The organism is Halobacillus sp. ABA4_118, from assembly GCF_056160205.1.
Window position 1 is genome coordinate 3,070,853 of sequence record NZ_JBSWWS010000001.1, and the last position, 23,654, is coordinate 3,094,506.

23 protein-coding genes and 2 pseudogenes are annotated in these 23,654 nt (G+C 48.3%); 17 read left to right on the plus strand and 8 right to left on the minus strand.

The features are described from left to right. Nucleotides 1–63: 63 nt before the first annotated feature. On the plus strand, nt 64–840 hold the full coding sequence (locus tag ACXAGL_RS15665; protein WP_474991743.1) for an SDR family oxidoreductase: 777 nt from the start codon (nt 64–66) through the stop codon (nt 838–840). Nucleotides 841–882: 42 nt separating this feature from the next. Here ACXAGL_RS15665 and ACXAGL_RS15670 read toward each other — a convergent pair whose 3' ends face one another. Further along, entirely contained in the window at nt 883–1,782 is a 900-nt protein-coding gene (locus ACXAGL_RS15670; protein WP_474991745.1) for a LysR family transcriptional regulator, read from the minus strand. Nucleotides 1,783–1,981: 199 nt separating this feature from the next. Here ACXAGL_RS15670 and ACXAGL_RS15675 point away from each other — a divergent pair, with 199 nt between their 5' ends. The 3 genes and pseudogenes from ACXAGL_RS15675 to ACXAGL_RS15685 all read left to right on the plus strand — a co-directional run. Beyond that, nucleotides 1,982–4,156: a malate synthase G gene (locus ACXAGL_RS15675; protein WP_474991746.1), complete on the plus strand. Its 2,175-nt coding sequence runs from the start codon at nt 1,982–1,984 to the stop codon at nt 4,154–4,156. Nucleotides 4,157–4,375: 219 nt separating this feature from the next. Next, a pseudogene (locus tag ACXAGL_RS15680) lies at nt 4,376–4,509 on the plus strand (FAD-binding oxidoreductase); the annotation flags it as partial. Nucleotides 4,510–4,511: 2 nt separating this feature from the next. Further along, a pseudogene (locus ACXAGL_RS15685) lies at nt 4,512–4,661 on the plus strand (L-lactate permease); the annotation flags it as partial. Between the two features lie 168 nt (nt 4,662–4,829). Here ACXAGL_RS15685 and ACXAGL_RS15690 read toward each other — a convergent pair. Next, nucleotides 4,830–5,306 (minus strand): DUF456 domain-containing protein, encoded by a 477-nt coding sequence (locus tag ACXAGL_RS15690; protein ID WP_474968278.1) that lies wholly within the window; start codon nt 5,304–5,306, stop codon nt 4,830–4,832. A gap of 571 nt (nt 5,307–5,877) precedes the next feature. Further along, nucleotides 5,878–6,885, minus strand: coding sequence for an aldo/keto reductase (locus ACXAGL_RS15695; RefSeq protein WP_474968279.1), 1,008 nt, complete (start codon nt 6,883–6,885; stop codon nt 5,878–5,880). 123 nt (nt 6,886–7,008) lie between these two features. Between ACXAGL_RS15695 and ACXAGL_RS15700 the strand changes: the two genes are divergently transcribed. Both ACXAGL_RS15700 and ACXAGL_RS15705 read left to right on the plus strand, forming a co-directional pair. Then, nucleotides 7,009–9,402: a penicillin acylase family protein gene (locus tag ACXAGL_RS15700; protein WP_474991748.1), complete on the plus strand. Its 2,394-nt coding sequence runs from the start codon at nt 7,009–7,011 to the stop codon at nt 9,400–9,402. Nucleotides 9,403–9,474: 72 nt separating this feature from the next. Further along, entirely contained in the window at nt 9,475–10,686 is a 1,212-nt protein-coding gene (locus ACXAGL_RS15705; RefSeq protein ID WP_474991750.1) for a cation:proton antiporter, read from the plus strand. Between the two features lie 98 nt (nt 10,687–10,784). Here the strand turns inward: ACXAGL_RS15705 and ACXAGL_RS15710 are convergent, their stop codons facing one another. Beyond that, nucleotides 10,785–11,627, minus strand: coding sequence for a LysR family transcriptional regulator (locus tag ACXAGL_RS15710; protein WP_474991752.1), 843 nt, complete (start codon nt 11,625–11,627; stop codon nt 10,785–10,787). Between the two features lie 56 nt (nt 11,628–11,683). On the opposite strand from ACXAGL_RS15710, the gene ACXAGL_RS15715 reads away from it, so the two are divergent. Further along, nucleotides 11,684–12,286, plus strand: coding sequence for a YczE/YyaS/YitT family protein (locus ACXAGL_RS15715; RefSeq protein ID WP_474991754.1), 603 nt, complete (start codon nt 11,684–11,686; stop codon nt 12,284–12,286). A 168-nt stretch (nt 12,287–12,454) separates the two neighbouring features. Here the strand turns inward: ACXAGL_RS15715 and ACXAGL_RS15720 are convergent, their stop codons facing one another. Together ACXAGL_RS15720 and nfsA are read right to left on the minus strand one after the other, a co-directional pair. Continuing rightward, nucleotides 12,455–13,183 (minus strand): NAD-dependent protein deacylase, encoded by a 729-nt coding sequence (locus tag ACXAGL_RS15720; RefSeq protein ID WP_474991756.1) that lies wholly within the window; start codon nt 13,181–13,183, stop codon nt 12,455–12,457. Nucleotides 13,184–13,195: 12 nt separating this feature from the next. Next, a complete protein-coding gene (gene nfsA, locus ACXAGL_RS15725) occupies nt 13,196–13,936 on the minus strand; it encodes an oxygen-insensitive NADPH nitroreductase (protein WP_474991757.1) in 741 nt (246 codons plus the stop codon). 175 nt (nt 13,937–14,111) lie between these two features. Between nfsA and ACXAGL_RS15730 the strand changes: the two genes are divergently transcribed. Then, a complete protein-coding gene (locus ACXAGL_RS15730; protein ID WP_474991759.1) occupies nt 14,112–14,456 on the plus strand; it encodes a hypothetical protein in 345 nt (114 codons plus the stop codon). An 8-nt stretch (nt 14,457–14,464) separates the two neighbouring features. Here ACXAGL_RS15730 and ACXAGL_RS15735 read toward each other — a convergent pair whose 3' ends face one another. Beyond that, nucleotides 14,465–14,716 (minus strand): hypothetical protein, encoded by a 252-nt coding sequence (locus ACXAGL_RS15735; protein ID WP_474968286.1) that lies wholly within the window; start codon nt 14,714–14,716, stop codon nt 14,465–14,467. Nucleotides 14,717–14,908: 192 nt separating this feature from the next. Here ACXAGL_RS15735 and ACXAGL_RS15740 point away from each other — a divergent pair, with 192 nt between their 5' ends. From ACXAGL_RS15740 to rsgA, 3 genes are all read left to right on the plus strand, one after another. Further along, a complete protein-coding gene (locus ACXAGL_RS15740; protein WP_474991761.1) occupies nt 14,909–15,868 on the plus strand; it encodes an ATP-binding cassette domain-containing protein in 960 nt (319 codons plus the stop codon). Further along, a complete protein-coding gene (locus ACXAGL_RS15745; protein WP_474968288.1) occupies nt 15,858–16,637 on the plus strand; it encodes an ABC transporter permease in 780 nt (259 codons plus the stop codon). The genes ACXAGL_RS15740 and ACXAGL_RS15745 overlap by 11 nt, the downstream gene beginning before the upstream one ends. A gap of 168 nt (nt 16,638–16,805) precedes the next feature. Further along, nucleotides 16,806–17,834 (plus strand): ribosome small subunit-dependent GTPase A, encoded by a 1,029-nt coding sequence (gene rsgA, locus ACXAGL_RS15750; RefSeq protein ID WP_474991762.1) that lies wholly within the window; start codon nt 16,806–16,808, stop codon nt 17,832–17,834. 96 nt (nt 17,835–17,930) lie between these two features. On the opposite strand, the gene glnA is transcribed toward rsgA, so the two are convergent. Continuing rightward, nucleotides 17,931–19,241 carry a type I glutamate--ammonia ligase gene (gene glnA / locus ACXAGL_RS15755; RefSeq protein ID WP_474968291.1) on the minus strand — a complete coding sequence of 437 codons (1,311 nt, stop codon included), beginning with the start codon at nt 19,239–19,241 and terminating at the stop codon, nt 17,931–17,933. 213 nt (nt 19,242–19,454) lie between these two features. Between glnA and ACXAGL_RS15760 the strand changes: the two genes are divergently transcribed. The 6 genes from ACXAGL_RS15760 (at nt 19,455) to ACXAGL_RS15785 (ending at nt 23,577) form a co-directional block, all read left to right on the plus strand. Then, nucleotides 19,455–19,871 carry a hypothetical protein gene (locus ACXAGL_RS15760; RefSeq protein WP_474991764.1) on the plus strand — a complete coding sequence of 139 codons (417 nt, stop codon included), beginning with the start codon at nt 19,455–19,457 and terminating at the stop codon, nt 19,869–19,871. 54 nt (nt 19,872–19,925) lie between these two features. Beyond that, complete coding sequence (locus tag ACXAGL_RS15765; protein ID WP_474991765.1) at nt 19,926–20,852, plus strand: manganese-dependent inorganic pyrophosphatase; 927 nt, start codon at nt 19,926–19,928, stop codon at nt 20,850–20,852. A 111-nt stretch (nt 20,853–20,963) separates the two neighbouring features. Then, nucleotides 20,964–21,602 carry a GNAT family N-acetyltransferase gene (locus ACXAGL_RS15770; protein WP_474991766.1) on the plus strand — a complete coding sequence of 213 codons (639 nt, stop codon included), beginning with the start codon at nt 20,964–20,966 and terminating at the stop codon, nt 21,600–21,602. Continuing rightward, nucleotides 21,577–22,530: an alpha/beta hydrolase gene (locus ACXAGL_RS15775; RefSeq protein ID WP_474991768.1), complete on the plus strand. Its 954-nt coding sequence runs from the start codon at nt 21,577–21,579 to the stop codon at nt 22,528–22,530. The genes ACXAGL_RS15770 and ACXAGL_RS15775 overlap by 26 nt, the downstream gene beginning before the upstream one ends. Before the next feature lie 124 nt (nt 22,531–22,654). Continuing rightward, entirely contained in the window at nt 22,655–23,098 is a 444-nt protein-coding gene (locus ACXAGL_RS15780; protein WP_474968296.1) for a cell wall hydrolase, read from the plus strand. 284 nt (nt 23,099–23,382) lie between these two features. Further along, nucleotides 23,383–23,577, plus strand: coding sequence for a hypothetical protein (locus tag ACXAGL_RS15785; RefSeq protein ID WP_474991770.1), 195 nt, complete (start codon nt 23,383–23,385; stop codon nt 23,575–23,577). Nucleotides 23,578–23,654 lie beyond the last annotated feature (77 nt).

Below are 23,654 nucleotides of genomic sequence, written 5' to 3' on the forward strand. Positions count from 1 at the left end.
CTGAACCAACATGTGGTTCAGGCTTCTTTGTTCAGATTCGTCATCGGGAGGAGAGGATGAACTATGTTGAATCAAACCATTGCCATTGTTACAGGAGTGGGGAGGGAAAAAGGCATCGGTACAGCGGTATGTCACGCACTGGCGTCTGCTGGAGTGGATATTTTCTTCACTTATTGGTCGGCTTATGACCGGTCGATGTCTTTTTATGACAGAGATAAAGATGAAGGATGGCCGGATAAACTGGAAGCGCAGATTCAACAATCCGGGGTCCGCTGTGCGTCACTGGAGCTGGATTTATCGGAAAAAGAAGCCCCGGAAAAATTGATCGATGAGGTGGAAGAACGCCTCGGGAGTCCTTCCATTCTTATAAACAATGCGGCCTATTCCATTGACGCAGACTTTAAATCTATGAATGCAGCTATCCTTGATGCCCATTACGAGGTGAATGTCAGAGGCACCCTTTTATTAACGACGGCTTTTGCAAGGAGAATCGAAGGCAGACACGGAGGAAGGGTGGTTCATATGGTTTCCGGACAGGATCAATCGCCGGAACCGGGAAACCTTGCCTATGTATCGACGAAAGGGGCTGTCTCTGCCTTCACGAAATCTGCAGCGGTTGAACTGGCGCCGCTGAATATTACTGTGAATGCTGTCGACCCGGGCCCGACGAACACGGGGTGGATGACCGGGACGCTTAAAGATGAACTGAAGCCAAGATTTCCAATGGGACGGATCGGTGAACCTGAGGACGCGGCCCGCCTGATCTGTTTTCTAGTCGGAGAAGATGCCGGGTGGGTGACGGGGCAGATCATCCATTCCGATGGAGGCTTCCGTTCATAAAAAACCACCCTTGGAAGCTGACAGGGACGGTCACGGCTTTTCTTATGAAAGACGGGCCGTTTCTTTTACATAATCCCGCGACATTGAAATGAACTCCCGCGCTGAAAAGGCGAGGTACTTATTCTTCTTCCATACCAGCCCGAGCTCCAGGCGGAGGTTGGGATGCGACAGAGGAAGAACAGCGATATTTTTGTCAGCCGCTTCCCGTGCAATCTGACTTGGAAGCAGGGCGGCGCCGACTTTTGCCTCCACCATCTCCATCATAAAGTCACGGTGGGAGCTGTGGCAGACGATATTCGGGTGAAAGCCGGCTGCCCGGCACTCTTCAATGATGCGGTCGTGAAGAGTAAAATCCTCCCGGTATAGAATGAAAGGTTCATCCTGGAGTTCACCTAGATGGACGGTTTCCTTAGCAGCCGTAGCTGTATCTTTATGGACAAGAAGCATCAAAGGATCGTCCACAACCTTTAACGTATGAAATTGCGACGATTCCACAGGCAGGTTGCATACGAGTCCAAAATCCAGTGAACCGTCTTCAACGCCCTGCTTGATCATCTTCGATCCGACTTCACTTAAGAGAATGTCCACTTCGGGATATTTGTCACGGTAATAACGGATGATTTTTGAGAAAAAAGCTGCCCCTGTGATCGGTGGAATGCCGATACGAATCTTCCCTTTTTTCACGTTCGTAATATCATCCAGCTCCGCCGTCAAATTGTGAAGGGCATCCAGTACTTGAATGGCATGGGCGAGTACAGCTTCTCCGGCATCGGTCAGCTGCAGGACCTTGGATCTGTAAAACAGCGGCACACCAAGCTCTGTTTCCAGCTGCTTGACCGTTTTACTTAACGAAGGCTGGGACACATGCAGGGTAGAAGCGGCTTTTGTGAAGCTCATTTGTTTAGCGACTTCTGCAAAGTATTGCAAATGACGAATATCCATATCCATTCCTCCCTGTAAAAATCAGGTCATTCAAATGTCCTGGTATAACTAAATGGAATAATAGTGATTCCAAATATGTATTTTAGATATGCTCACATCTATTATATGATAGAAAGTAACCAATAGATAGAAATTTCCGACAATTATTGGAAGCGTTTTCTGTCGGATGTTCTTTCCATTTATGAAGGAGGAATAAAGAATGCAGGACTATGTGAAAGTGGGAAACATTCAGGTCGCTCCTGTGCTGTATGAATTTATTAATAAACAGGCGGTGCCGGAAAGCGGCATCTCCAGTGATGACTTCTGGTCCGGTCTTGAAGCCATCCTGGACGACCTCACTCCAAAAAATAAGCAGCTGCTGCAAATCCGTGATGAGATGCAGGAAAAAATCGATGATTGGCATCTCAACCATGATCTATCCAACAAAGAGGCCTATACGTCGTTTTTAAAGGAACTGGATTACATCGAGCCGGAAGTCGGGGACTATTCCATTTCCACAGAAAATATTGACGATGAAATCTCCCGTCAGGCAGGTCCTCAGCTTGTGGTGCCTGTAAACAATGCCCGATATGCCATCAATGCTGCCAATTCCCGGTGGGGAAGCTTGTATGATGCGTTATATGGGACGGATGTGATCAGTGAAGCAGATGGAGCCGAACCTAAAGGGGACTACAATCCCATACGCGGCGAAAAAGTCATCACCTATGCAAAATCGTTTCTTGATCGGACATTCCCACTTGCTGAAGGCTCACATGAAGATGTCGAAGGTTACAGGATATTTGACGGCCGTTTGCAAGTGAAAACGTCAGCAGAACCGACGGAGCTGAAATATCCGGAGCAGCTGGCTGGATTCACTGGAGGACCAGATGCACCGGCGGGTGTGCTGCTTGTCAACAATGGTCTCCATGTCGAGATTCAAATCAACCGTAATCATCCGATCGGTCAGACGGACAAGGCTGGTGTGAAAGATGTGCTTGTGGAATCAGCAGTGACGACGATTATGGATTTTGAAGACTCCGTGACGGCCGTTGATGCGGACGATAAGGTCGAAGTCTATCAAAATTACCTCGGTCTGTTAAAAGGCGGTCTTTCTGTCACTTTTCAAAAGGGAGACCGTGAGATCAAGAGAGAGCTGAACCCGGACCGGACGTATACGACGCCGGACGGAAGTTCCCTGATTCTATCCGGGCGCTCTCTTATGTTTGCAAGGAATGTCGGGCATCTCATGACGACCGATGCGGTTCTTGATCAGAACGGGGAGGAAGTGCCGGAAGGAATCCTCGATACCGTTGTCACCGGACTGCTGGCGAAACATGATTTGTTGAAAAATGGGCCGTATCAAAACTCCGCCAAAGGGTCTGTGTATATTGTAAAACCGAAGATGCATGGCTCCAAGGAAGTGGCGTTCGCCAACGAGTTGTTCAACCGGACAGAGCAGCTGCTTGGCTATGAAAAAAACACATTGAAAATCGGCGTCATGGATGAAGAACGGCGCACAACCTTGAATTTGAAGGCCTGTATCAATGAAGTGAAGGAGCGCATCGCATTTATTAATACCGGATTTCTTGACCGGACCGGCGATGAAATCCACACATCTATGGAAGCGGGGCCTGTCATCCGCAAAAATGATATGAAAGATTCGCCGTGGCTGCAGGGCTATGAAAAATCGAATGTCCTTGTCGGCGTCCATGCCGGATTCCGAGGCCGCGCGCAGATTGGAAAAGGAATGTGGGCGATGCCGGATCGAATGGCAGAGATGATGGCTGTGAAGGACGGCCAGTTGAAGGCGGGAGCGAACACCGCATGGGTGCCTTCCCCGACAGCTGCAACTCTTCATGCCCTTCACTATCATGAAGTAGATACAGCCGATGTACAAAAAGAAATTTCCGGGGACCCTGCCGTTCTTCAGCAGGACATTCTGAAGGTTCCTGTATCAAAGGACAGAGACTGGAGGGAAGCGGATATCCAGCATGAACTGGATAACAATGCCCAGGGAATTCTCGGCTATGTCGTCCGGTGGGTCGAGCATGGCGTCGGATGTTCGAAAGTACCGAACATCGACGACGTTGAATTGATGGAAGACCGGGCGACGCTTCGGATTTCCAGCCAGCATATGGCGAACTGGCTCCACCATGGTATCGTCCAGGAAGATCAGGTCATGGAAACATTGAAGCGGATGGCGAAGGTCGTGGACGAACAGAATGCGGATGACCCTGAGTACAAAGCGATGTCCCATAACTATGAGCAAAGCGTGGCCTTCCAGGCGGCCTGTGATCTTGTGTTCAAAGGAAAAGAACAGCCGAACGGCTATACCGAGCCGATTCTTCATAGACGACGCCGCGAAGCGAAACAGAAACAATATGCCAGCCATTAAGAAAAGGGAGCCGGAATTCCGGCTCCTGTTCTCTTTCCGGCAGGGCCTGGTGGGAAACCAGAAGGGAGGAGCCTGATGGACACTCAGGAACATGTGAAGCTTAAGGATATCTATGGAAATAGAGGAAGCCTGCTTCATGAACCCGTAACGGAGGAAGGAATCAGGGAACTGCTGACACAGGCCCATAAGGAAGGGCTGCACGTGGCTGTTGAATCCGGAGGCACGAAGCGGTTAGCCTACGGATCCGGGCGTGATCTCGTCATCGGACTGCGTGTGGTCTATCCTGATGGACGGATCATCCGTACAGGTGGAAGGTCGTAAAAAATGTTGCCGGTTATGATATGAATAAACTGTTGAAGGCATCCGTGTCTGGAAGTTTGCATTATTTGCTGCTTTTGCCATGACCATTCCGTATACCATCGTTGCAAACCTTCTCGGAACTGAATTTCCGTCTATGATTGGCGGATTGGTTGGACTGGCCATCGTCTGGACGGCTGAAAAAGGGATCTTCAATCTTGGCTCTATATTAGCCGCCATGATTATGACCGCGGCCGTCTATGTAATCGCCACCCATCATAAACGGCTTCCGGAAAGCCGGCTTCGGAACCAGAAAAACGTACGTGCAGTTAAATAAAACTACGCCCGGGATGCAGGCTGCATCCCGGGCGTGTTTTTAAATATCGATGAAGAACCAAATGACCATGATTAGTGTGATGACAATTTTAGCCGCGGTACCACTAAGGAAGCCGAATAAAGAGCCGATAGCGGCCTTGAAGGCATCCTGGCTTTCCCTCTTTTGAACAAGTTCTACAATGATGACAAGAACAAAAGGGACGACTAAGATTCCAAATGGCGGGATAATAAACGAGCCGATAATGACGCCGATGGCCGCTGCCCGCTCGCCCCATTTGCTTCCCCCATACCGTTTCACAAAATAACTATTGGCGATGATATCGGATATGATAAGTAGAATCGTAAGCACAACCGCACCGATCCAGAAAAAGACCGACAGTTCGTTCCCATCTACAAAAAAGAAATAGATCAGAAATCCAATCCATAAAACCAATGGTCCTGGAATGATCGGGAATATGACACTGGCAAAACTCGCCACGAAACTTGCAATGATGAATACCCATATTAGAATTTCCATTGTTCCATCCTCCTCATTTACACTACGCTTCTATTACGATTCACAACAAAAAAGGTTTCTAAACTTTTCTTTCTTCAATGCTTAGGTTTTGTTTGAAAGAGCAAAGTGAGCTCTCATAAGGGACCATAGCTAAGGAAATTCCGTCTCATCACCTTGTGTGTACGGGCGTCCAAGGTGTCTTGGCAGCACGAACTAAGGGATTTAAGTCGTTCCAGCGGTTCTGTAATCTTCATATTTTGCAAGAAGATAGGCCTGTATAATGACGGTTTTGAAAAACTGTCGAGGTTGTGTGTACGATAGACTTTTTCCGCAGAAGATTTCTTAGATTTTCTATAAAAAAAAGGCGGCCTTCTATTATTTAGAAGGCCGCCTCTTTTCCCGCTCATCATTTGGTAAGGTCACGAGGAGCGTTCGGTGGTGACGCCTGCCCGAGTTAGCTGAGGCCGTGCCCGCGGCAAGCATCCACCGATAAGCGGAACGTGACCATCTGGACATATGGTCACGTTCCTACGATTTGAATGATCGTATTTCTGAAATTTACAGACCTGTGTAAGCATCCGACTTTAAAGGTTTATTTTAGACCTAGTTCCTGGCGGTCCGGTGGAGCCATGAATTCAGGACCGACCGGGTCGTTGACATGCTTCAATAAAATCTCATCAATATCATGCATCGTCTGCTCGTCGATCTGGAAATCACTGATACCTTTGACAGGATTGAGCTGGTCCGGACGACGTCCGCCCATTAGAGCAATACCGGAGCCGGGCTGATCAAGCACCCAGCGCACCGCAAGCTGAAGGACCGATTTTCCGAACCGTTTCTCAGCAAGCTGTTCCAGTTCCTGTACAGCGTTTAAATACTGCTTGAACCGCGGCTGGTTGAATTTCGGATCATTGTTTCTCAAATCATCGCCTTCAAATTCCCGATCGGTGGACATTTTTCCGGAAAGGAGTCCGCGGCAGAGGGAACCGTAGGAGATCGTTGTGATCTCATGATCCTGCACGTATGGCAGTGTTTTGGATTCAATATCACGTTCAAATAAATTGTAAGGGGGCTGGAGCGTGTGAAGCGGTGCAGCTTCACGGAATATATCCATCTGCTCCGGCGTGAAATTACTCACTCCGATGGCACGGATTTTTCCCTGCTTATGCAGGTAGGCCAGCGCTTCAGCGGTCTCATGGATCGGTGTGACCGGGTCCGGCCAGTGCACCTGATAGATATCGATGTAATCCGTCTGCAGGCGTCGGAGGGAATCTTCCACTTCCTGGTGGATCCGCTCTTTGCTTGCATTACGGAAGACCGTTTCCTCGTCTTTCCAGTCCATGGCTACCTTCGTCGCTAAAAGAAGATCTTCGCGGCGTCCATACTGGCGGACGGCTTCTCCGACAATTTCCTCTGATTTACCAAACCCATATACAGGGGCTGTATCAATTAAGTTAATGCCTTGATCGAGAGCGGCATGAATCGTTTGGATGGATTCCTTTTCATCTGTGCCGCCCCACATCCAGCCGCCGATGGCCCATGTGCCGAGGCCGATGCGGCTGGCTTCCATTGATGTATTACTAATTCTTACTTTTTCCATTATTTCTTCACCTCCACAATCAAACACATTATGGTCTGTACCCGATTTTTGCAGAAGTTAACCACACCCATTTGTAACTTTTCCAGCCGAACCTATCCACTTTCCAGCTGGCAGGTTATAATGATGGTAATGACGAAAGGGGCTGGGGGAGTGGAAACAGCGGGAAAGTTTCATACAGAAAAACAAAAACACCGGAAAAAATGGAAAAGGCCTGTATTTTGGACGCTTGGAATTACGATTTTTTTAATGATTGCTGTCGTTATTTTTGTAAACGCTTACACTTTGAGGAGCCTTCCTGAAACAGAAGGTGACGTTTCGCTGCAGGGGTTAAACGGACAGGTTGAGGTGCTCCGTGACGAAAATGGTGTGCCTCATATTGAAGCGGAAAGCCTGGATGATTTATTCATGGCCCAGGGCTATGTTCAGGCGCAGGACCGGATGTTCCAGATGGAGCTGGCCCGCAGGCAGGCGTCCGGCCGGTTGAGTGAAGTGGTTGGCGAAGCAGCCATTGAACAGGACCGGTATTTCCGGACATTGGGACTTAGACGGGCGGCGGAGAAATCGCTGGCTGTATATCCAGAGGAAACGATGGAACTGTTGCAGGCTTTCGCAGACGGAGTGAACGCTTATATGGAAACAGAGCCGCTCCCACCCGAATTTGCCATGATGGCCATTGATCCCGAGCCCTGGACACCGCTTGATTCATTAACAATTGGAAAATATATGGCTTTTGACCTGGGCGGGCACTGGGAACGCCAGGCGTTCAACTATTATATTCTGGATAATTTTTCTGAAGAGGAAGCCTATGAATTGTTTCCCGCTTATCCGGAAGGAGCTCCAACCGTTCTAGCGGATGCGGAAGGGCTGGACGTGGAAGAAAGTCTGGCTCATGCGGTTATTCCACACGAATTCAACGGCAGTAACAACTGGGTGGTCAGTGGCAGCCGGACGGCTTCCGGTTCGCCGATGCTGGCTGATGATCCTCATCTCGGAATGGCCACCCCGTCCATTTGGTATCAGATGGATTTAATGGCTGATGATTACCAGGTTTCCGGTGTCATTTTTGCCGGTATCCCGGGAATCATCCTCGGCCACAACAAATCGGCAGCCTGGGGGGTGACGAACGTCGGCCCGGATGTGCAGCAGTTGTACATGGAAAAAAGAAATCCGGATAATCCGGAGGAATTTTTATATGAAGGCCGGTGGGAGCAGGCGGATGTGATCGAAGAAACCATTGAGGTGAAAGATGGAAGCGATGTTCAGATGGATGTACTGGAGACAAGACATGGTCCTGTGATCAGCGAGTTCAGTGAAGGAGCAGAGGGGGATACGGTCCTGTCGCTCCGGTGGACAGCACTGGATGCAACGACAGAGCTTGATGCGATACTGGAAATCAACCAGGCGGATGACTGGGAATCGTTTGAGAAAGGCCTGGAAAAATTTTTAGCTCCTGCACAGAATTTTGTTTTTGCCGGGAAGGACGGTACGATCGCCTATAAAGCGAACGGCCGTATTCCGATTTATGACAATCCGGATGATGCCCTGCTGCCATTAAGAGGATGGGAAGCAGAGGATGAGTGGCAGGGCTATATCCCTTTTGATGAGCTGCCTACGGTCATCAATCCTGAGGAAGGGTTTGTGGCTACAGCCAACAACAAAGTCGTTTCCGATGATTATCCTTATCACATCAGTCATAACTGGGCTCAGCCTTACCGGTATAACAGAATTGCTGAGATGCTTGAAAATCATGAAGCGGTAACTTTGGCTGATATGCAGGACATGCAGATGGATGTCAAAAACCTGCAGGCTGAAGAATTTCTGCCTTATCTGTTGGAACATACGGAAGCTGAAGGAAACTTGGAAAAGCAGGCGGTCACCCTGTTGGAAGAATGGAATTTTGAAGATGATCGGAATCTCCCACAGCCGCTTCTATTCCATCTCTGGATGGCCGGCATCGAAAACGAATTGTATGAATCATCCATTCCCAAGTCCATTCAAAGTCTTTTTCGAGGTTCAGCTCAAACGACAGATGAGCTGTTGAGAATGGACAGGGACGGTGGAAATTCTTTATGGATGGAGAAAGCCGGAGGAAGTTCAAAGGTGATCACGACGGCTTTTGAAACCACGGTTCGGGAATTGGCTGAGGAATATGGGGAAGATCCTTCTGCGTGGAAATGGGGAGAGTATCACGCCGTGGAATTTACTCATCCGTTATCCAGTATTGGTTTTCTGGAGCGTTTCTTAAATCCAGGCGATCCTTCCCCTGTCAGTGGAAGCCGGGTAACCGTCAGAGCCGCGGGTTTTAATGAGAACGGCCTCGTCAATCACGGCGCCTCCTGGCGTTTTGTCATCGATATGGCCGAGTCACAGAAAGGATACCATCTCGTTGGTCCCGGGCAGTCCGGGCATTTCCGAAGCGCCTGGTACCATGATCAGCTGGAGGACTGGGTTGAAGGCGACTATCATGTAACAAGCCTGGATGAACAGGAAGGCGGAGTGCTTACGCTTAGCCCGTAACATGAATGCTTAGTCCATCCGGGTTTGGGGAATGACTAAAGATGTCATTTTCTAATAAGGGGGCATCCTGTTGTGCATGGGTTTCATGATGTTTTCATCCAGATTTTAATTTTATTAGCGATTTCCATTACCGTTATCGCGATTGCCAAATTGTTAAAGGAGCCGGATTCGATCGCGCTCGTCCTTGTCGGTCTTGTGCTGGGATTGACGGAACTTCCGGTGATCGAGGAAGCAGAACGGTACATCACACAATCGGAAGTGTTCCAAGCGACGATCATCTCTTTGTTTCTGCCGATTTTACTGGGTGATGCAACGTTGAAGCTGCCGTTTCATCATTTGTTTTCCGAAAAGAAAACCGTCATGGGACTGGCCTTTATGGGAACGTTCATTTCAGCGATTTGTATCGGGACTGCGTCCTATTTCTTCCTGGACCTTCCTTTGGCTGTTGCTTTCACGTTCGCTGCGCTCATGAGTGCGACGGATCCCATCAGTGTCCTGTCCATTTTTAAGTCGCTCGGAGTACCTCAGAAGATGTCGACGATTATGGAAGGCGAGTCTCTATTCAATGACGGGATTGCGGTCGTATTATTCAAAATCGCGAGCATTTATCTGCTTACCTACATTGAAATGGGATGGTCTGGCCTTGGCAGCGGAGTTTTCATGTTCCTGAAATTCGCCATTGGGGGGGCGCTTGTCGGTCTTGCCCTTGGATTTTTCTTCTCGCAGATCATTCGTTTCTTTGATGATTATCCGCTCGAGGTGGCCTTCAGCGCCCTCTTGTTTTTCGGAAGCTATTTCATTGCCGAGCATTTCCATACATCCGGAGTTATCGCTGTCGTTGTAGCAGGGTTTGTTTTTGGAGATTACGGGGCGAAAGTCGGCATGTCCAAGCAGACAAAAACGAACATCAACACGTTCTGGGATTCGATCACACTCCTTGCGAATGCGTTGATCTTCCTTATGGTCGGTCTGGAAATCCGGAACATCAATCTATCGGAAAACTGGGCCTATATCGCAGGGGCTGTCGTGATTGTACTGATCGGCCGGACGATCGCTCTTTATATCAGTACGGGTTGGATCAAGGAACTGAATGCCAAGGAGCGTCTGCTGATCAACTGGGGCGGTCTGCGGGGAAGTTTGTCTGTCGCCCTTGCGCTCAGTCTGCCGATGGATTTTTCCGGGAGGGACCAGGTGCTGCTGTTAACCTTCTCAGTCGTGCTGTTTTCATTGATTGTCCAAGGGCTGACATTGAAGCCGCTGATCAAAAAGCTTGGTCTTGTCTGAGTCCCGAACAAAGACGCCGTTTTCCGGCGTCTTTTTTTTATGTCTAAAAGTTATAACCCCATGTTAAATGAGCATTTTCGGAACGGTTCGAACTGGTTTTATACTGAACCTGTACCAAACACATGCCTGAGTCGTTGAAAGGCAGAAGGGGAGGCTGCCGCAAGATACATGTCTCTGAAGAGGGGGCGTCCTTCAATGGGGAGAAAAGTAATGCCTCTGTATTCCATATGTTTTGCCATCCATTCAGGAAAATAAGCGATTCCCATGCCCTGGGAAACAAAACCGGAGTGGGCATGTTCATGCACCGCCGTGCTTTCGTAAGAGCCTCCCATTTCTTCAGCAAGGGACTGGAAGCGGCTTGTGAACCGCTGGTTTTCAGCAGGCAGAATCTGATGCTCCTTCAAGCATTCCTCCAGGGATACGGTCTCCAGATCAGCAAGAGGAGAGTCATTGGAAACCGCAGCGACAAAGTGATCCCGGAATAGAAACGAAGCGTACAGCTCTTCCCATTCCCCGGGACCTTCGACAATCGCAGCGTCAATGACATGGTTTTTTAATAGCGGTAGAAGCTCACGGCTGTTTTCCCTGACTGCTGTAACGAAGAGATCAATGGTATTTAATGACGGCATATAGTCATTCATGTAATACGTACTGATGTAGGGGGTAGAGCCGAAGCGGATGCGCCCATCCGTCTGGTAGTGCTCGATGATATGACTGATCTGGGTGAAGAGAGGAGCCAGTTCCTCGTGGAGTGCTCTCGATTTCACAGTCAGTTCGATGCCTGAGCGTGATGTCACGAATAAAGGAAACCCGAGCTCTTCCTCCAGCTTCTTCATCTGCCTGCTTAAGGCTGGCTGGGAGATGAGCAGGGACTGGGCTGCCTTTGTAAAGCTCTGATAACGGGCAATTTCAATGAATGATTGAAGCCGCTGCAAATGCATGGTCGATAACCTCCTGTGTCTGGAATAGCAGGGAATGAAAGAAAGGGGTGGCAGCAATGAAATGGAACAGATTGGTTTATTATATCATGGGAATCTTTACGGTGTATTTCGGCACAGCGCTTGTCGTCAAAGCATCTCTCGGGGCTGGGTTCTGGACGGCTTTGTTTGTCGGGTTCAGTGAACGCTTCGGCATGTCAGCAGGGTTTTGGTTCGGGATCACACAGGTGGTGGTTATTTTTGTTAACGCCGTTCTGAAGAAGACGAACCCGGATATCTTTGCGTTTATTCCGATTCTTCTGGAAAGTGTGATTCTGGATTTCTGGCTCCTCGTCGTGATGGGGGCGTGGGACTTCAGTATGCTGGCTCTCTGGGTGAAAGTGTTGATTTTTACAGGAGGGCTCCTTGCTGCTACTTTCGGGATATCGCTTTATATTCAAACAGGCTTCCCAAGGGCGCCGGCGGATGATCTATTTGTCTCGATCAGTGAACGGTTCCAAATGAGGCTCGGCAGTGCGCAAGTGGTTGTTGCCGTGACGGCTGCGCTGCTTGCCTATGGGGTCGGCGGACCGGTGGGGATGGGGACGATCCTGTCTGTCCTCCTTGCCGGGCCTTGTATCGAACTCTGGTCCACCAAGACAGCCGTGCTCCTATCTTCATAAAAAAACGACCAGCGCAAACTGGTCGTTTTCTTTTCTACGTTATGCTCGTCAGGATCTTTGGATAGGCTTTAAGGAAAGTCTGTTTGTTGTGTGAATGTGCTGTATTCACGAACAGCTTATTGGTGGTGACGGCTGCAGCAGACATCCACCGATTATCAGGTCCCCATTTTAAAGAAGCTCTTGAAGCTGTTGGACGGCACAGGAAAGATCCTCATGGAGAACGATATCAAACCAATTGTCCTTGTCCGTAGGTTCATTATTGATCAGGATCGACGCCGCTCTGCCGTGTTCCCGTGCGAAATAAGGAAGAAGACTGAATGGCGTAACCTGCAGGGAAGTTCCCATAACGAGAAGCAGGTCAGCCTCCCTGATGATCCGCTCGGCTTCGTCATGAGCTGTAATCAGGTCCCCGAACAGCATGACGCCGGGTTTCAGCGTCGTCCCGCACTCCCTGCACATAGGAACCATCTTCTCCATCACACTTTCCAACGAATAAGAGCGTCCGCAGTCCTGGCAGAACGATTGGTTCAACGTTCCGTGATACTCGAGAACAGATGAGCTGCCTGCGAGCTGGTGAAGACCGTCGACGTTCTGGGTAATGACAGACACATTACGGCGCTCCGATTCAAGCTCGTGAATGAATTGATGGACGTCGTTTGGACGATACTCCTGCAGAAGCTTTAAACGGAAGATGGCTTTGTACTTTTTCCAGAAGTCATCCGGATGCCTTTGGAAATAATCGCTGGACATGTAGTATTCCCGCGCATGATCTTCTGTCCACAATCCTTCACTGGAGCGGAAATCAGGTATTCCGCTTGCCGTTGATACACCCGCCCCAGTGAGAACGACGATCCGCTCTGCGCGTTTTATCCGGCGGGCTGCTGCTTCATAGGACATGAGGATCTCTCCTTACTGTTTATTGAATCCTTTTCTCTTCACGATACCGGTCACATCCATACGCATCGGTTTTGAGAAACGACGCCGCATCTGATCCGTCCATGAGTCGCTTCGGTTGTTCGTCTGACGGGCCTCGTAATAAGAAGCAATTTCCTTATCAAAAGCAGCAAGCTCCTCTTTGTGGTCCCGCTTGTAGCTGTTTTCAAAATAGACAGCCTGTTTTGGCAGGCGTGGTTTAAGATCGGGCTCGTGATCCGGGACGCCGATGACCATGCCGAATAAAGGCAGGACATGCTTAGGCAGGTCAAGGATTTCATCGACTTTATCGAGTTGATTCCGAAGGCTTCCAATATAGCAGATGCCCAGTCCCATCGCTTCAGCGGCAATGGCGGCATTCTGGGACGCAAGCGCTGCATCGATGGCGGACACGAGAAAGTGTTCGCTGTTTTCCAAGTTGGACAGCATCTGCTCATACTCAGATGGTGTGGCGTACAATGTATGGCGGTATAAATCCGCACAAAAAACCAACAGGTGTCCGTTGTTTTTCACATAACCCTGGCCCGAAATTTCGGCCAGCTGGGATTTCTTCTCCTCATCCGTCACACCGATGATGCTGTAAGCCATCAAGTAACTGGATGTGGAAGCCTGCTGGGCTGCTTCAATAATGGTGTTCAGCTGTTCGTCTGTCAACTTTTCATCTTTGAATTTACGGATGGAGCGGTGGTTCAACAAAGTCTCTATCGTCTGGTTCATTTTCCTGCCTCCTCAAAAGTGCTGCACATGGATCTTTTTCATTTTCTTCCTTTAAGGTAACAAAATCGACAGGAGAATGGTAATGATATGGCTGTTTATATTCTTACAGGAATAGAAGGAATCCGTTAGAGGGGTGCAGAATCTTAAGGTATAGGAAAAAGACGAGGTGGTAAAAGTGGCGGAACTTTACAGCTTCCATTCTTTTAAAAAAAGGAAGGAAACAATAGAACTGATCCCGGATAAAAGGCTCCCCGTAGCGGTCTATCAGAGTGTGCTTCATTATATTCATCTGGATGTCACGGAACTTCAGCAGCCGGCATTTGAATACATGTCCACCCAGGGCAGTCTGCAGGAAATTTATCATGATAACCGCCTGCTTTTTCTGCATACCTTTCAATCGCTGCTGGTCCATTGGAAACTCATCTATACACCGCATGTTCTTCCGGAAAACCCGTTTGCTGTTTTTGGGACCGTCGGAGATTTATGCGCGTATATCGAAAAAAGGGTGAAAGCTCTATAAGACGATGATTACTCATGTCTTACAGCTTTCACCCTTTTTACATTGACGACTCCTAAGTATATCTGGGTAAGTCCGACACCGAACAGGACGGGAGCGGCTCCAGTGACAAGGTAGGTGCTGATCATTGTCTGGATGATTCCCATGCTCATCATAAGTAGATACTTTTCCTGTTTAAAACTGAAGTAGGTCCCGATGAGGGAAAGAATGGCTAGTCCGACAAGCAGCGGTGCTGCCCATGGATAAAGGTATAAAGCTTCCATAATTATTTGTACCTCCTGATTGTTTTCTGAATTTTATAAAAGTTTATCATCTGAGTGTAATGGCTTCAACAGTGAAAAACGTCTAGTTTTGACGCTTTTCTGTTGTTTGAGGTATGGATAGGTATTCCCCTGCTGCTGTTTATTTAAACTTGTTCGTACAACATTTTTTTACATAGAGAGGGTGTTGGAAGGATGAATGGAAAGATTGTCGTTGATCATTTATCTAAAACATTTAAAAAAGGCGGGGTTCAAGCTGTCAAGGATGTTTCTTTTAACGTGGAAGAGGGAGAGTTCTTTGCCTTTCTCGGTCCAAACGGAGCTGGGAAATCAACGATTGTGCAGATTTTGACTACCTTGATGAATGCAACGTCTGGATCGGCTTTTGTTGCAGGCTTTGACGTAATCAAGGAACCGGAAAAGGTGAGGCGCCACATAGGTGCAGCCCTTCAGGAAACAGGGGTCGATCCGGATCTGACCGGCCGGGAAATGCTTGAGCTGCAGGCATGGATTTTCGGGTTCGGTAAAAGGGAGGGGCGTCTTCGGGCAGAAGAGCTTCTGAATATTGTGCAGCTGACCGAAGCTGCTGAGCGAAGAATCGGACGGTATTCCGGAGGCATGCGCCGGCGTCTCGATCTGGCGCTTACCCTTGTACATGAACCTGCCGTCCTTTTTCTGGATGAGCCGACAACAGGGTTGGATCCCTCCAACCGTATGGCCGTGTGGGAGGAGTTGAGGCGGTTGAATAAAGACAAGGGAACGACCATTTTTTTAACCACCCAGTATTTGGAGGAAGCCGACAGTCTGGCTGACCGGATCAGCATCATTAATGATGGAGAAATCGTGGCTTCCGGAACACCCAGAGAGCTTAAGGCTCGAATAGGGAGTGACCTTATCGCCCTCACTCCTGTAGATGGAGGAGATGAAGACAGGACGCTCCACCTGTTGAAATCCGGTCTGATCGATGCGGATGTTATTAGAAAACAGGAAAAGATTTTGATTTACGTTGAGGAAGGGACGAGACAACTGTTGGAAGTGACACGTATTCTCGATCGGGAAAATATTGAAGTCGAGGATATCCAATTATCCTCTCCGACCCTGGATGATATTTTCCTGAAGATTACAGGAGAGGGGAAGAAAAGCTATGAGCAGTAATGTGTGGAGAGATACGTGGCTGATGACAAGAAGAAACGTGAAAACGACCTTAAGAAATCCGTTTTCTTTTATTCCCAATCTGATGATTTCCGCTTTTTTTCTATTGGTCTATGAAGGAGGGTTGAGCGGGATATCTCAGCTTCCAACGTTTGAGGGAGCCAACTACTTAGCTTTCATTCTGCCTGTATCCATCGTTTCGGCAGCCATTGGTGGAGCCGGTGGGGCGGGGCAGAGTATTGTGAAGGATATTGAAAACGGGTTCTTTTCCCGGCTGCTGCTGACGCCTGCCTCGCGTCTTTCGATTGTCCTTGGTCCGATTATTGCGGGGATGCTCCAGCTTTTTGTGCAGACGCTGCTTATCATCGGGATAGCTTTTTTGCTGGGTCTTGAAGTCCGGACAGGCGTGGGAGGCGTCCTGTTTGTCCTTCTGATCGCCATCGGATGGGGACTTGCCTTTGCCGGGTACTCTGCCGGTGTTGCTTTACGGACAGGGAACGCGCAGGCTGCTCAGGCCGGAACGTTTATCTTTTTTCCTCTTATATTTTTAAGCACTACGTTCGTTCCCTATGAGCTCATTGACGCGCAGTGGCTCAAAATTGCTGCGGTCATCAACCCGACCACCTATATTTTTGAGAGTATGCGGACAGTTCTGATTGATGGGTGGGTCTTCTGGGATATGATGCAGGGGGTCATCGCCATTACCATCGTCAGTACATTGACCATTACTTTTGCGGCAGTCTCAGCGAAGCGGGCGGTTTCCCGTGGATAATTAAGGAAAAAGGGAGATTCTGGCCTTCCTCGTATGGTAGACTAAGGATAATAATGAAGCAAGGAGTGGTGTTTATGTCAAATAACAGACGATTCATAACAAATAGCATCCAACAAAACAGAGGAGGACACCACTCGTAGCGTCCTCCACAAATTCAGGAGGAATGGAATGAAACGTAAGGATTTTACAACATATTTTAAAGAACAGCTGCAGGATGGAGAAAAGGCCGGCAGGGTGACGACATCCACCCACGGCATTTACACAGTGGCCGACGATGAAACGGAGCGCTTCGGTGAAGTATCCGGACGCTTCCACTACCATACGGTTGAAGACAGCGGTTTTCCTGCTGTAGGGGACTGGGTTGTCATTAAGCCCTGTGATCAAAGCAGGCGTGTGAACATCCAGCGTGTATTAAACAGGAATACGGTCTTATCCCGGAGTGCTCCTGGACAGACCCACAAAGAGCAGGTGATAGCGGCCAATGTGGACGTTGTCTTTATCGTCACAGCTTTGACTCAGGAAATGAATCCGAGAAGAGTGGAACGGTATATAGAGCAGGTGTATGAGAGTGGGGCACGTCCAGTTATCGTTTGTACGAAAAAGGATGTATCTGCGTCGCTTCATAAACAGCTGCTTCAGGTTGAACAAGCAGCCCCGGGAGTCCCTGTGTATCCTGTGAACAGCCTTCTTGGAGAAGGGCTGGAGCCATTGAAACAAGAATTAACACCTGGATTGACCGTTTCTTTGATCGGTTCTTCGGGGGTAGGGAAATCCACGTTAATGAACGCTCTGCTTGAACAAGAAGTACAGGAGACACAGGCCGTCAGGGAAGAAGATGATCGCGGGCGTCATACGACGACACATCGAGAGTTGTTCGGCCTGCCTGACGGCTCTTATATGATCGATACGCCGGGAATGAGGGAGCTTCAGCTCTGGGGAAACGGTGAAGGGAATCTTGATTATACGTTTTCTGATATTGAAGCTTTAAGCGCCGGGTGCAGGTTTCGAGACTGCCGTCACGAAGAGGAGCCGGGGTGTGCGGTCAAAGCGGCCATTCAAAGCGGAGAGATGGAAGCGAGCCGGTTGAAAAGCTACTATAAATTGAAGCGTGAACGGAGACGTCTGGAGTTGAAGGATCAGTACGGAACTCATCGGACGAATCGTATGCTGCATGGTCCCAACGCTGTCAAAGAATAAAGACATCGGTATCAACAAACGCCCCCTGAGAACAGGGGGCGTTTGTTGATACCATATAAGAAAGCATCTCCCGATAGGAGATGCTTTTTGTCGTTCTTATTTATTCATATACTTTTCGATTTCCCATTTACTGACCTGCAGGGAATACTCTGTCCATTCTTTGCGCTTTTCTTCAATATAGGCACCGGATGTGTGATCACCAAGGGCTGATAGAAGAAGCTCGTCTTTCCCAAGGGCGCCAAGCGCTTCTTTCAAGTTTGTTGGAAGTGTTGGAACACTATCGTCCTCGACTTCATACAGGTTACGGCTTTCTGCTTCACCGGCGTCCATTTCTTTCTTGATTCCGTCAAGACCCGCCTGGATCAGGACAGCAAGCGTCAAGTAAGGGTTGGCAGTCGGGTCCGGGTTCCGGACTTCGAAGCGTGTTCCTTTTCCACGGGTTGTTGGTACTCGGACCATACAGCTGCGGTTGGAGTGGGACCATGCCACACTCACCGGCGCTTCATAACCTGGTACAAGACGCTTGTAAGAGTTTACGTTCGGGTTCGTAATCGCAGCGATTCCACTTGCGTGGTGAAGAATACCCGCAATGAACTGCTTCATTGTTTTGGAAATGCCGTCAGAAGCATCCTCATCAAAGAAGGCGCTGTCTCCGTTTTGGAACAAGGATAGGTGACAGTGCATTCCAGAACCGTTTTCACCGGAAATCGGCTTCGGCATGAAGGTTGCATGATAGTCATGGTTGGTGGCGATATCTTTGACCACGTTTTTGAATGTTTGAATGTTATCGGCTGTTTTCACCATGCTGTCAAAACGGAAGTTGATTTCGTGTTGTCCCATAGCTACTTCGTGGTGGGACGCTTCCATTTCGAATCCGTATTTCTTAAGGGTACGCACGATGTCACGGCGCACTTTATCTCCTTTATCTTTAGGAGAAGCATCGAAGTATCCGCCACGGTCGTTCATTTCGCGGATTGGGTAGCCGGCGTTGTCCAGTTTGAATAGGAAGAATTCCGGTTCAGGACCAACGTTAACGGTATAGCCCATGTCTTCCGCTTCCTGCATCGCACGTTTAAGAATGAAGCGTGGATCGCCTTCAAATGGCGTTCCGTCCGGCTTGTAGATGTCACAGATGAAACGTGCACTGCGATCTTCGTCCACAAGGGAAGGAAGAAGCAGGAAGGTGTCGAGATCAGGATAGAGATACATGTCACTTTCCTGAATATCCGAGAATCCGGAAATGGAGGAGCTGTCAAACATTGCTTCATTCTCAAGAACCATTTCAAGCTCTTCAACTGGAAGTTCTACGTTTTTCGTATCCCCAAGCATGTCCGTGAATTCCAAGATAAGAAATTCAATATTGTTTTCCTTTACTTCATGAATGATCTGTTCTTTCGTGTATCCCATTGATTTACCCTCTCTCTTTATAATTTGTAAGTTTTGTATCCATTTCACTTTGGATATGTAGCTCTTTTTTCTTTATGTAAGGAATTCTAACATAAAGTGTAGAGTAATCTCAAACCCTTTTAGGAAATTCCCCAAAAAAATATTCTGAAACTTGTGTAAAGCAAGAAAATAAGATGGGAATCATAAACTTAAAGGGAAAGGGGATGGCCTGTCATGATAAAATTCATCCATTTATGGAAGGTTTTTTTCTGTTTTTTATACCTGTTCCTGCTCAGCGGCATGCAGCCGTGGCTTCAGGAAACGGCATCCGAGGGGCACATTTACAGGTATCTGCTTATGATGCAGACCGCCTATATTCCCGTGGGGATGATCCTTGCCCTTCCGGTGAATTTCTCTTCCTTTCATTTATCAAAGTCGGCCTTTACTCTGCTTACCTTCTATGTCATACCCTGTTTTCTGTTTCTTTATGTACCTTTTTTATTTCCAGGGTTCATGATCTTTCCAGAGGTTCTTCATGCCGACCCTTATGCAGGTATGATGGTGCAGGTGCTTCTTGGGTATGGAATGCTCTCCGTCTTGAAGGAGTGTGGCCCGTCAAAAAATGGAGGCCGTAATGGACGCGGGCGTTAATCTATTTTATAATCGTATCGGACAAGCAAACTTACATAGAAAGGATGATTTTAAATGAGTAAGACATTTATTTTCGGTCATAAAAACCCGGATACCGATACGATTACGTCTGCACTTGTGTATGCAGATCTGAAAAAGGCTCTTGGCGAGGACGTGGAACCTGTCCGCCTTGGTGAAGTGAACGGGGAAACACAATACGCACTGGATCAGTTTAACGTAGAAGCGCCGCGTCTTGTCGAGCGTGTATCTGATGAGGTGGAACAGGTGATCCTTGTCGATCACAACGAGCGGCAGCAGAGTGCAGCAGACATTGACGACGTTACGGTTCTTGAAGTCATTGACCACCACCGTATTGCCAATTTCGAAACGAAAGGCCCGCTTTACTACCGTGCAGAACCGGTCGGTTGTACAGCAACGATTCTTCTTAAGCTATATAAGGAGAAAGGGCAGGAGGTTTCCAAGCCGATGGCAGGGCTGATGCTTTCAGCAATCATCTCTGATTCCCTTCTGTTTAAATCTCCGACATGCACGGAAGAAGACCGTCGTGCAGCGGAGGAGCTTGCTGAAACCGCCGGTGTCGATACAGAAGAGTACGGCTTGAACATGTTGAAGGCCGGCGCGGATATCAGTGATAAAACAGCGGAGGAATTGATTTCCCTTGATGCCAAGGAATTTGATATGGGCGGCAGGAAAGTTGAGATCGCCCAGGTGAATACCGTCGATACGAATGATGTCCTTTCCCGTAAAGCAGAACTCGAAGCGGCAATGGATATAAATGTGTCTGAAAAAGGACTGGATTTATTCGTGCTTGTCGTTACGGACATTCTTGAAAGTAACTCCACTGTCGTTGCTGTCGGTAGTGAAACAGCAGCTGTCGCCGAAGCTTTTGAAACGTCCCTTGATGGAAACCAGGCGGTCTTGAGCGGCGTTGTTTCCCGTAAGAAACAGGTTGTACCACCGCTTACTACGTATTTTGGATAAGGAACACAGAACTCCCCTTTCATAAGGGGAGTTTTTTTATGTCATTGACAGCCTGTGCAGAAAACTCTATAATTTGCGATAATGATAATCATTTTCAATAAGGGGTTGAACATGTTGACCATCACGGACATAAAAATTACCGAACAGGAAAAAACAGAAACCTTTACGTTCCGGCCCTTGAGTGAAAAGGATACCGATACGCTGTTTGAATGGATGCATCAGAGGCACATTGCCCCTTTCTGGAAGCTCGATCTTCCGATGGAATCGTTTAAAGAGTGGGTGCGGGCATCCATCACTGCAGATCACAAAGACTGTTATCTTGTAGACTGGAATGGGGAGCCGGCGGGATATCTCATTGCTTACTGGGCGGGAGAGGATCCTGTTCACATCCATTATGACCACGAGGCGGGAGACCTCGGCATGCATGTACTTGTAGGTCCGGAGAAATTTTTGAACAAGCAGGCAGGACGGCAGCTGCTGCAGTCCATGATTCAGTTTTTGTTTTTTACCTATCGTACAGAACGGATCATAGGAGAACCGGATATCCGCAACCGGATCATTATTCCCATTATGAAGGGTCTGGGAGGAAAGGTTCTTCACCGGATTCAACTCCCACATAAGCGGGCAGTTCTTATAGCAGGAGAGAAGCAGGCGGTTGAACATGTCCGTAAAAGCCAGGGGATCCAAGTTGCCTTCCGGATTTCAGAAGAAAAGGAGGGTGTATATGGAAAAGACGCATCAAGTAGATGAACAGGTGCTTGAATTATTACATAAAATCGGCCGGAAAATGCAGCAACTCCAGCATCCACCTTTAGATCTGTTGACAGCCCGACAGTCGCGCGAGTACTACAAAGTCGCGCGTGCGTATTTCCCTGACCTCCCTGCCCAGGGTGTGAAAACAAGAGAGGACAGGGTTTTGTCTTTCGATGGGCATGACATTCCTGTCCGCATCTATACGCCTTCAGATAAAGAAGAACTTCCTGTACTTGTCTATTTCCACGGCGGGGGATGGGTGTTCGGGGATATTGACAGCGCTGATTCGGTCTGCCGTTATCTCTCCTCCCATTCAGAGGTCACCATCGTTTCTGTCGGATACAGGCTTGCACCGGAGCACAAGTTCCCGGCAGCATATGATGATGCACGTGCCTCCGTTTTATGGGCCCGGCAGCAATGGCCGGACGCTCCGGTCTATTTAGGGGGAGAAAGCTCCGGTGGTAATCTGGCCGCAGCCGCTTCTGGATATTTCAGGGATAATCACGAGGTTTCTATTGAAGGGCAGCTGTTAATTACGCCGGTCCTTAATTACGATTTTTTGACGTTCAGCTATCAGGAAGACTTCCGCTATAACTTGACAATGGAAAAGATGAAATGGTTTTTCAATCATTACTTACATATGGAGGAAGAGGGAGAAAAAGAAGAAGTTTCTCCCCTTCGCCTGAAGAATAAACGCGGGCTGCCTGAAACACTGCTTGTTACAGCCCATTTCGATCCCCTGCGTGAGGAGGCCGCTGCCTATCACAGACAGCTGCAGGAGTCCGGTGTCCAGGCTTCAAGGCTCCATTTCGAAGATCTGGTTCACAGTTTTATCAATATGGCGGGCGCGGTGGATCGTGCCCAAGAAGCCCTTGGGGACATAGCCGCTTCTTTCAAAACCATGATTCATCAAAACAAATCCTGACAGGAAGGACCAGGAGAACACGGCACTGCTTCGCACATCCCATGGAGAAATCCTCTTTCGGTGATCCGCATCGTTTATTCATCACCGGCGGCTTTTTTCATACACTAATAGTCGAGGTGAGGATATGCCGAGAATTCAATATAATAATTCCGACGTTGACTTGATGGCCCGTATGATGAGGGCGGAAGCGGTAGGAGAAGGAAAACAGGGGATGTTGTATGTAGGGAATGTCATTGTGAACAGGGCCAAGGCAGATTGTCTGGATTTTAGAAATGTGCGGAATATCAATGACGTCATTTATCAGGTTCAAGGCGGGAACTATTCGTTTGAAGCTGTTCAAAAAGGCAACATGTTTTATAACCGGGCACGTTCTACAGAAAAAAGACTGGCAAAAAAGAATCTGGATTACTGGCGGCAGCATCCGGCTAAATATTCCCTCTGGTATTTCAACCCCTACGCCCCATGTCCAGACACATGGTACGGCCAGCCCTTTGCAGGACAATACAAGAAGCACTGTTATTATGAGCCGGCTCCTGGGTCATGTGACAGTGTGTATATCGGAAGTTGAGCAGCAAACATGCAATGAGGCCCTTGAACGGGTCTCTTTTTTCTATAGCAAAGGGGTGGATGGAATTGCCAGTCAAGAGTTTTTTTGAAACAATAGAAGCAGGGTGCAGCCTTACATATATCCTTTAGAGGTCATGAAAGCTGATTTGGCAGTTTTTCCTTTTTATTCCATAGTTCATGAACGTTTGATAAGGACTCATTTAGGAAAGACAATCGGAGTGCGCTTCTGCAGGCTTCCGGAGTACGAATCCGGCTTCGACCGTAAGGAACGAGGAGGGGAAAGGAATGAATACAATAGAGAGCTTGTACGAGTTTTCCATCGCTGTCCTGCTTCTATGCAGTCTGCTTTCCATCCTGCAGTTGAGAAAAACGAAAAAGGAAAGAAAGCTGTCTCTGTTTGAAACCGGTCTTTATGCGGCTATGCTGGGTGCCGCTGCCTTATGGGTCGGAACCTTTCTTTATATTTATTATATCGGGTAGGGCCCCGGATCGTTTCGAAAATCTCAGCGCGCGGTTCATATGAAAACCTGCTATACTTTTTATAAAAGATTTCGAAC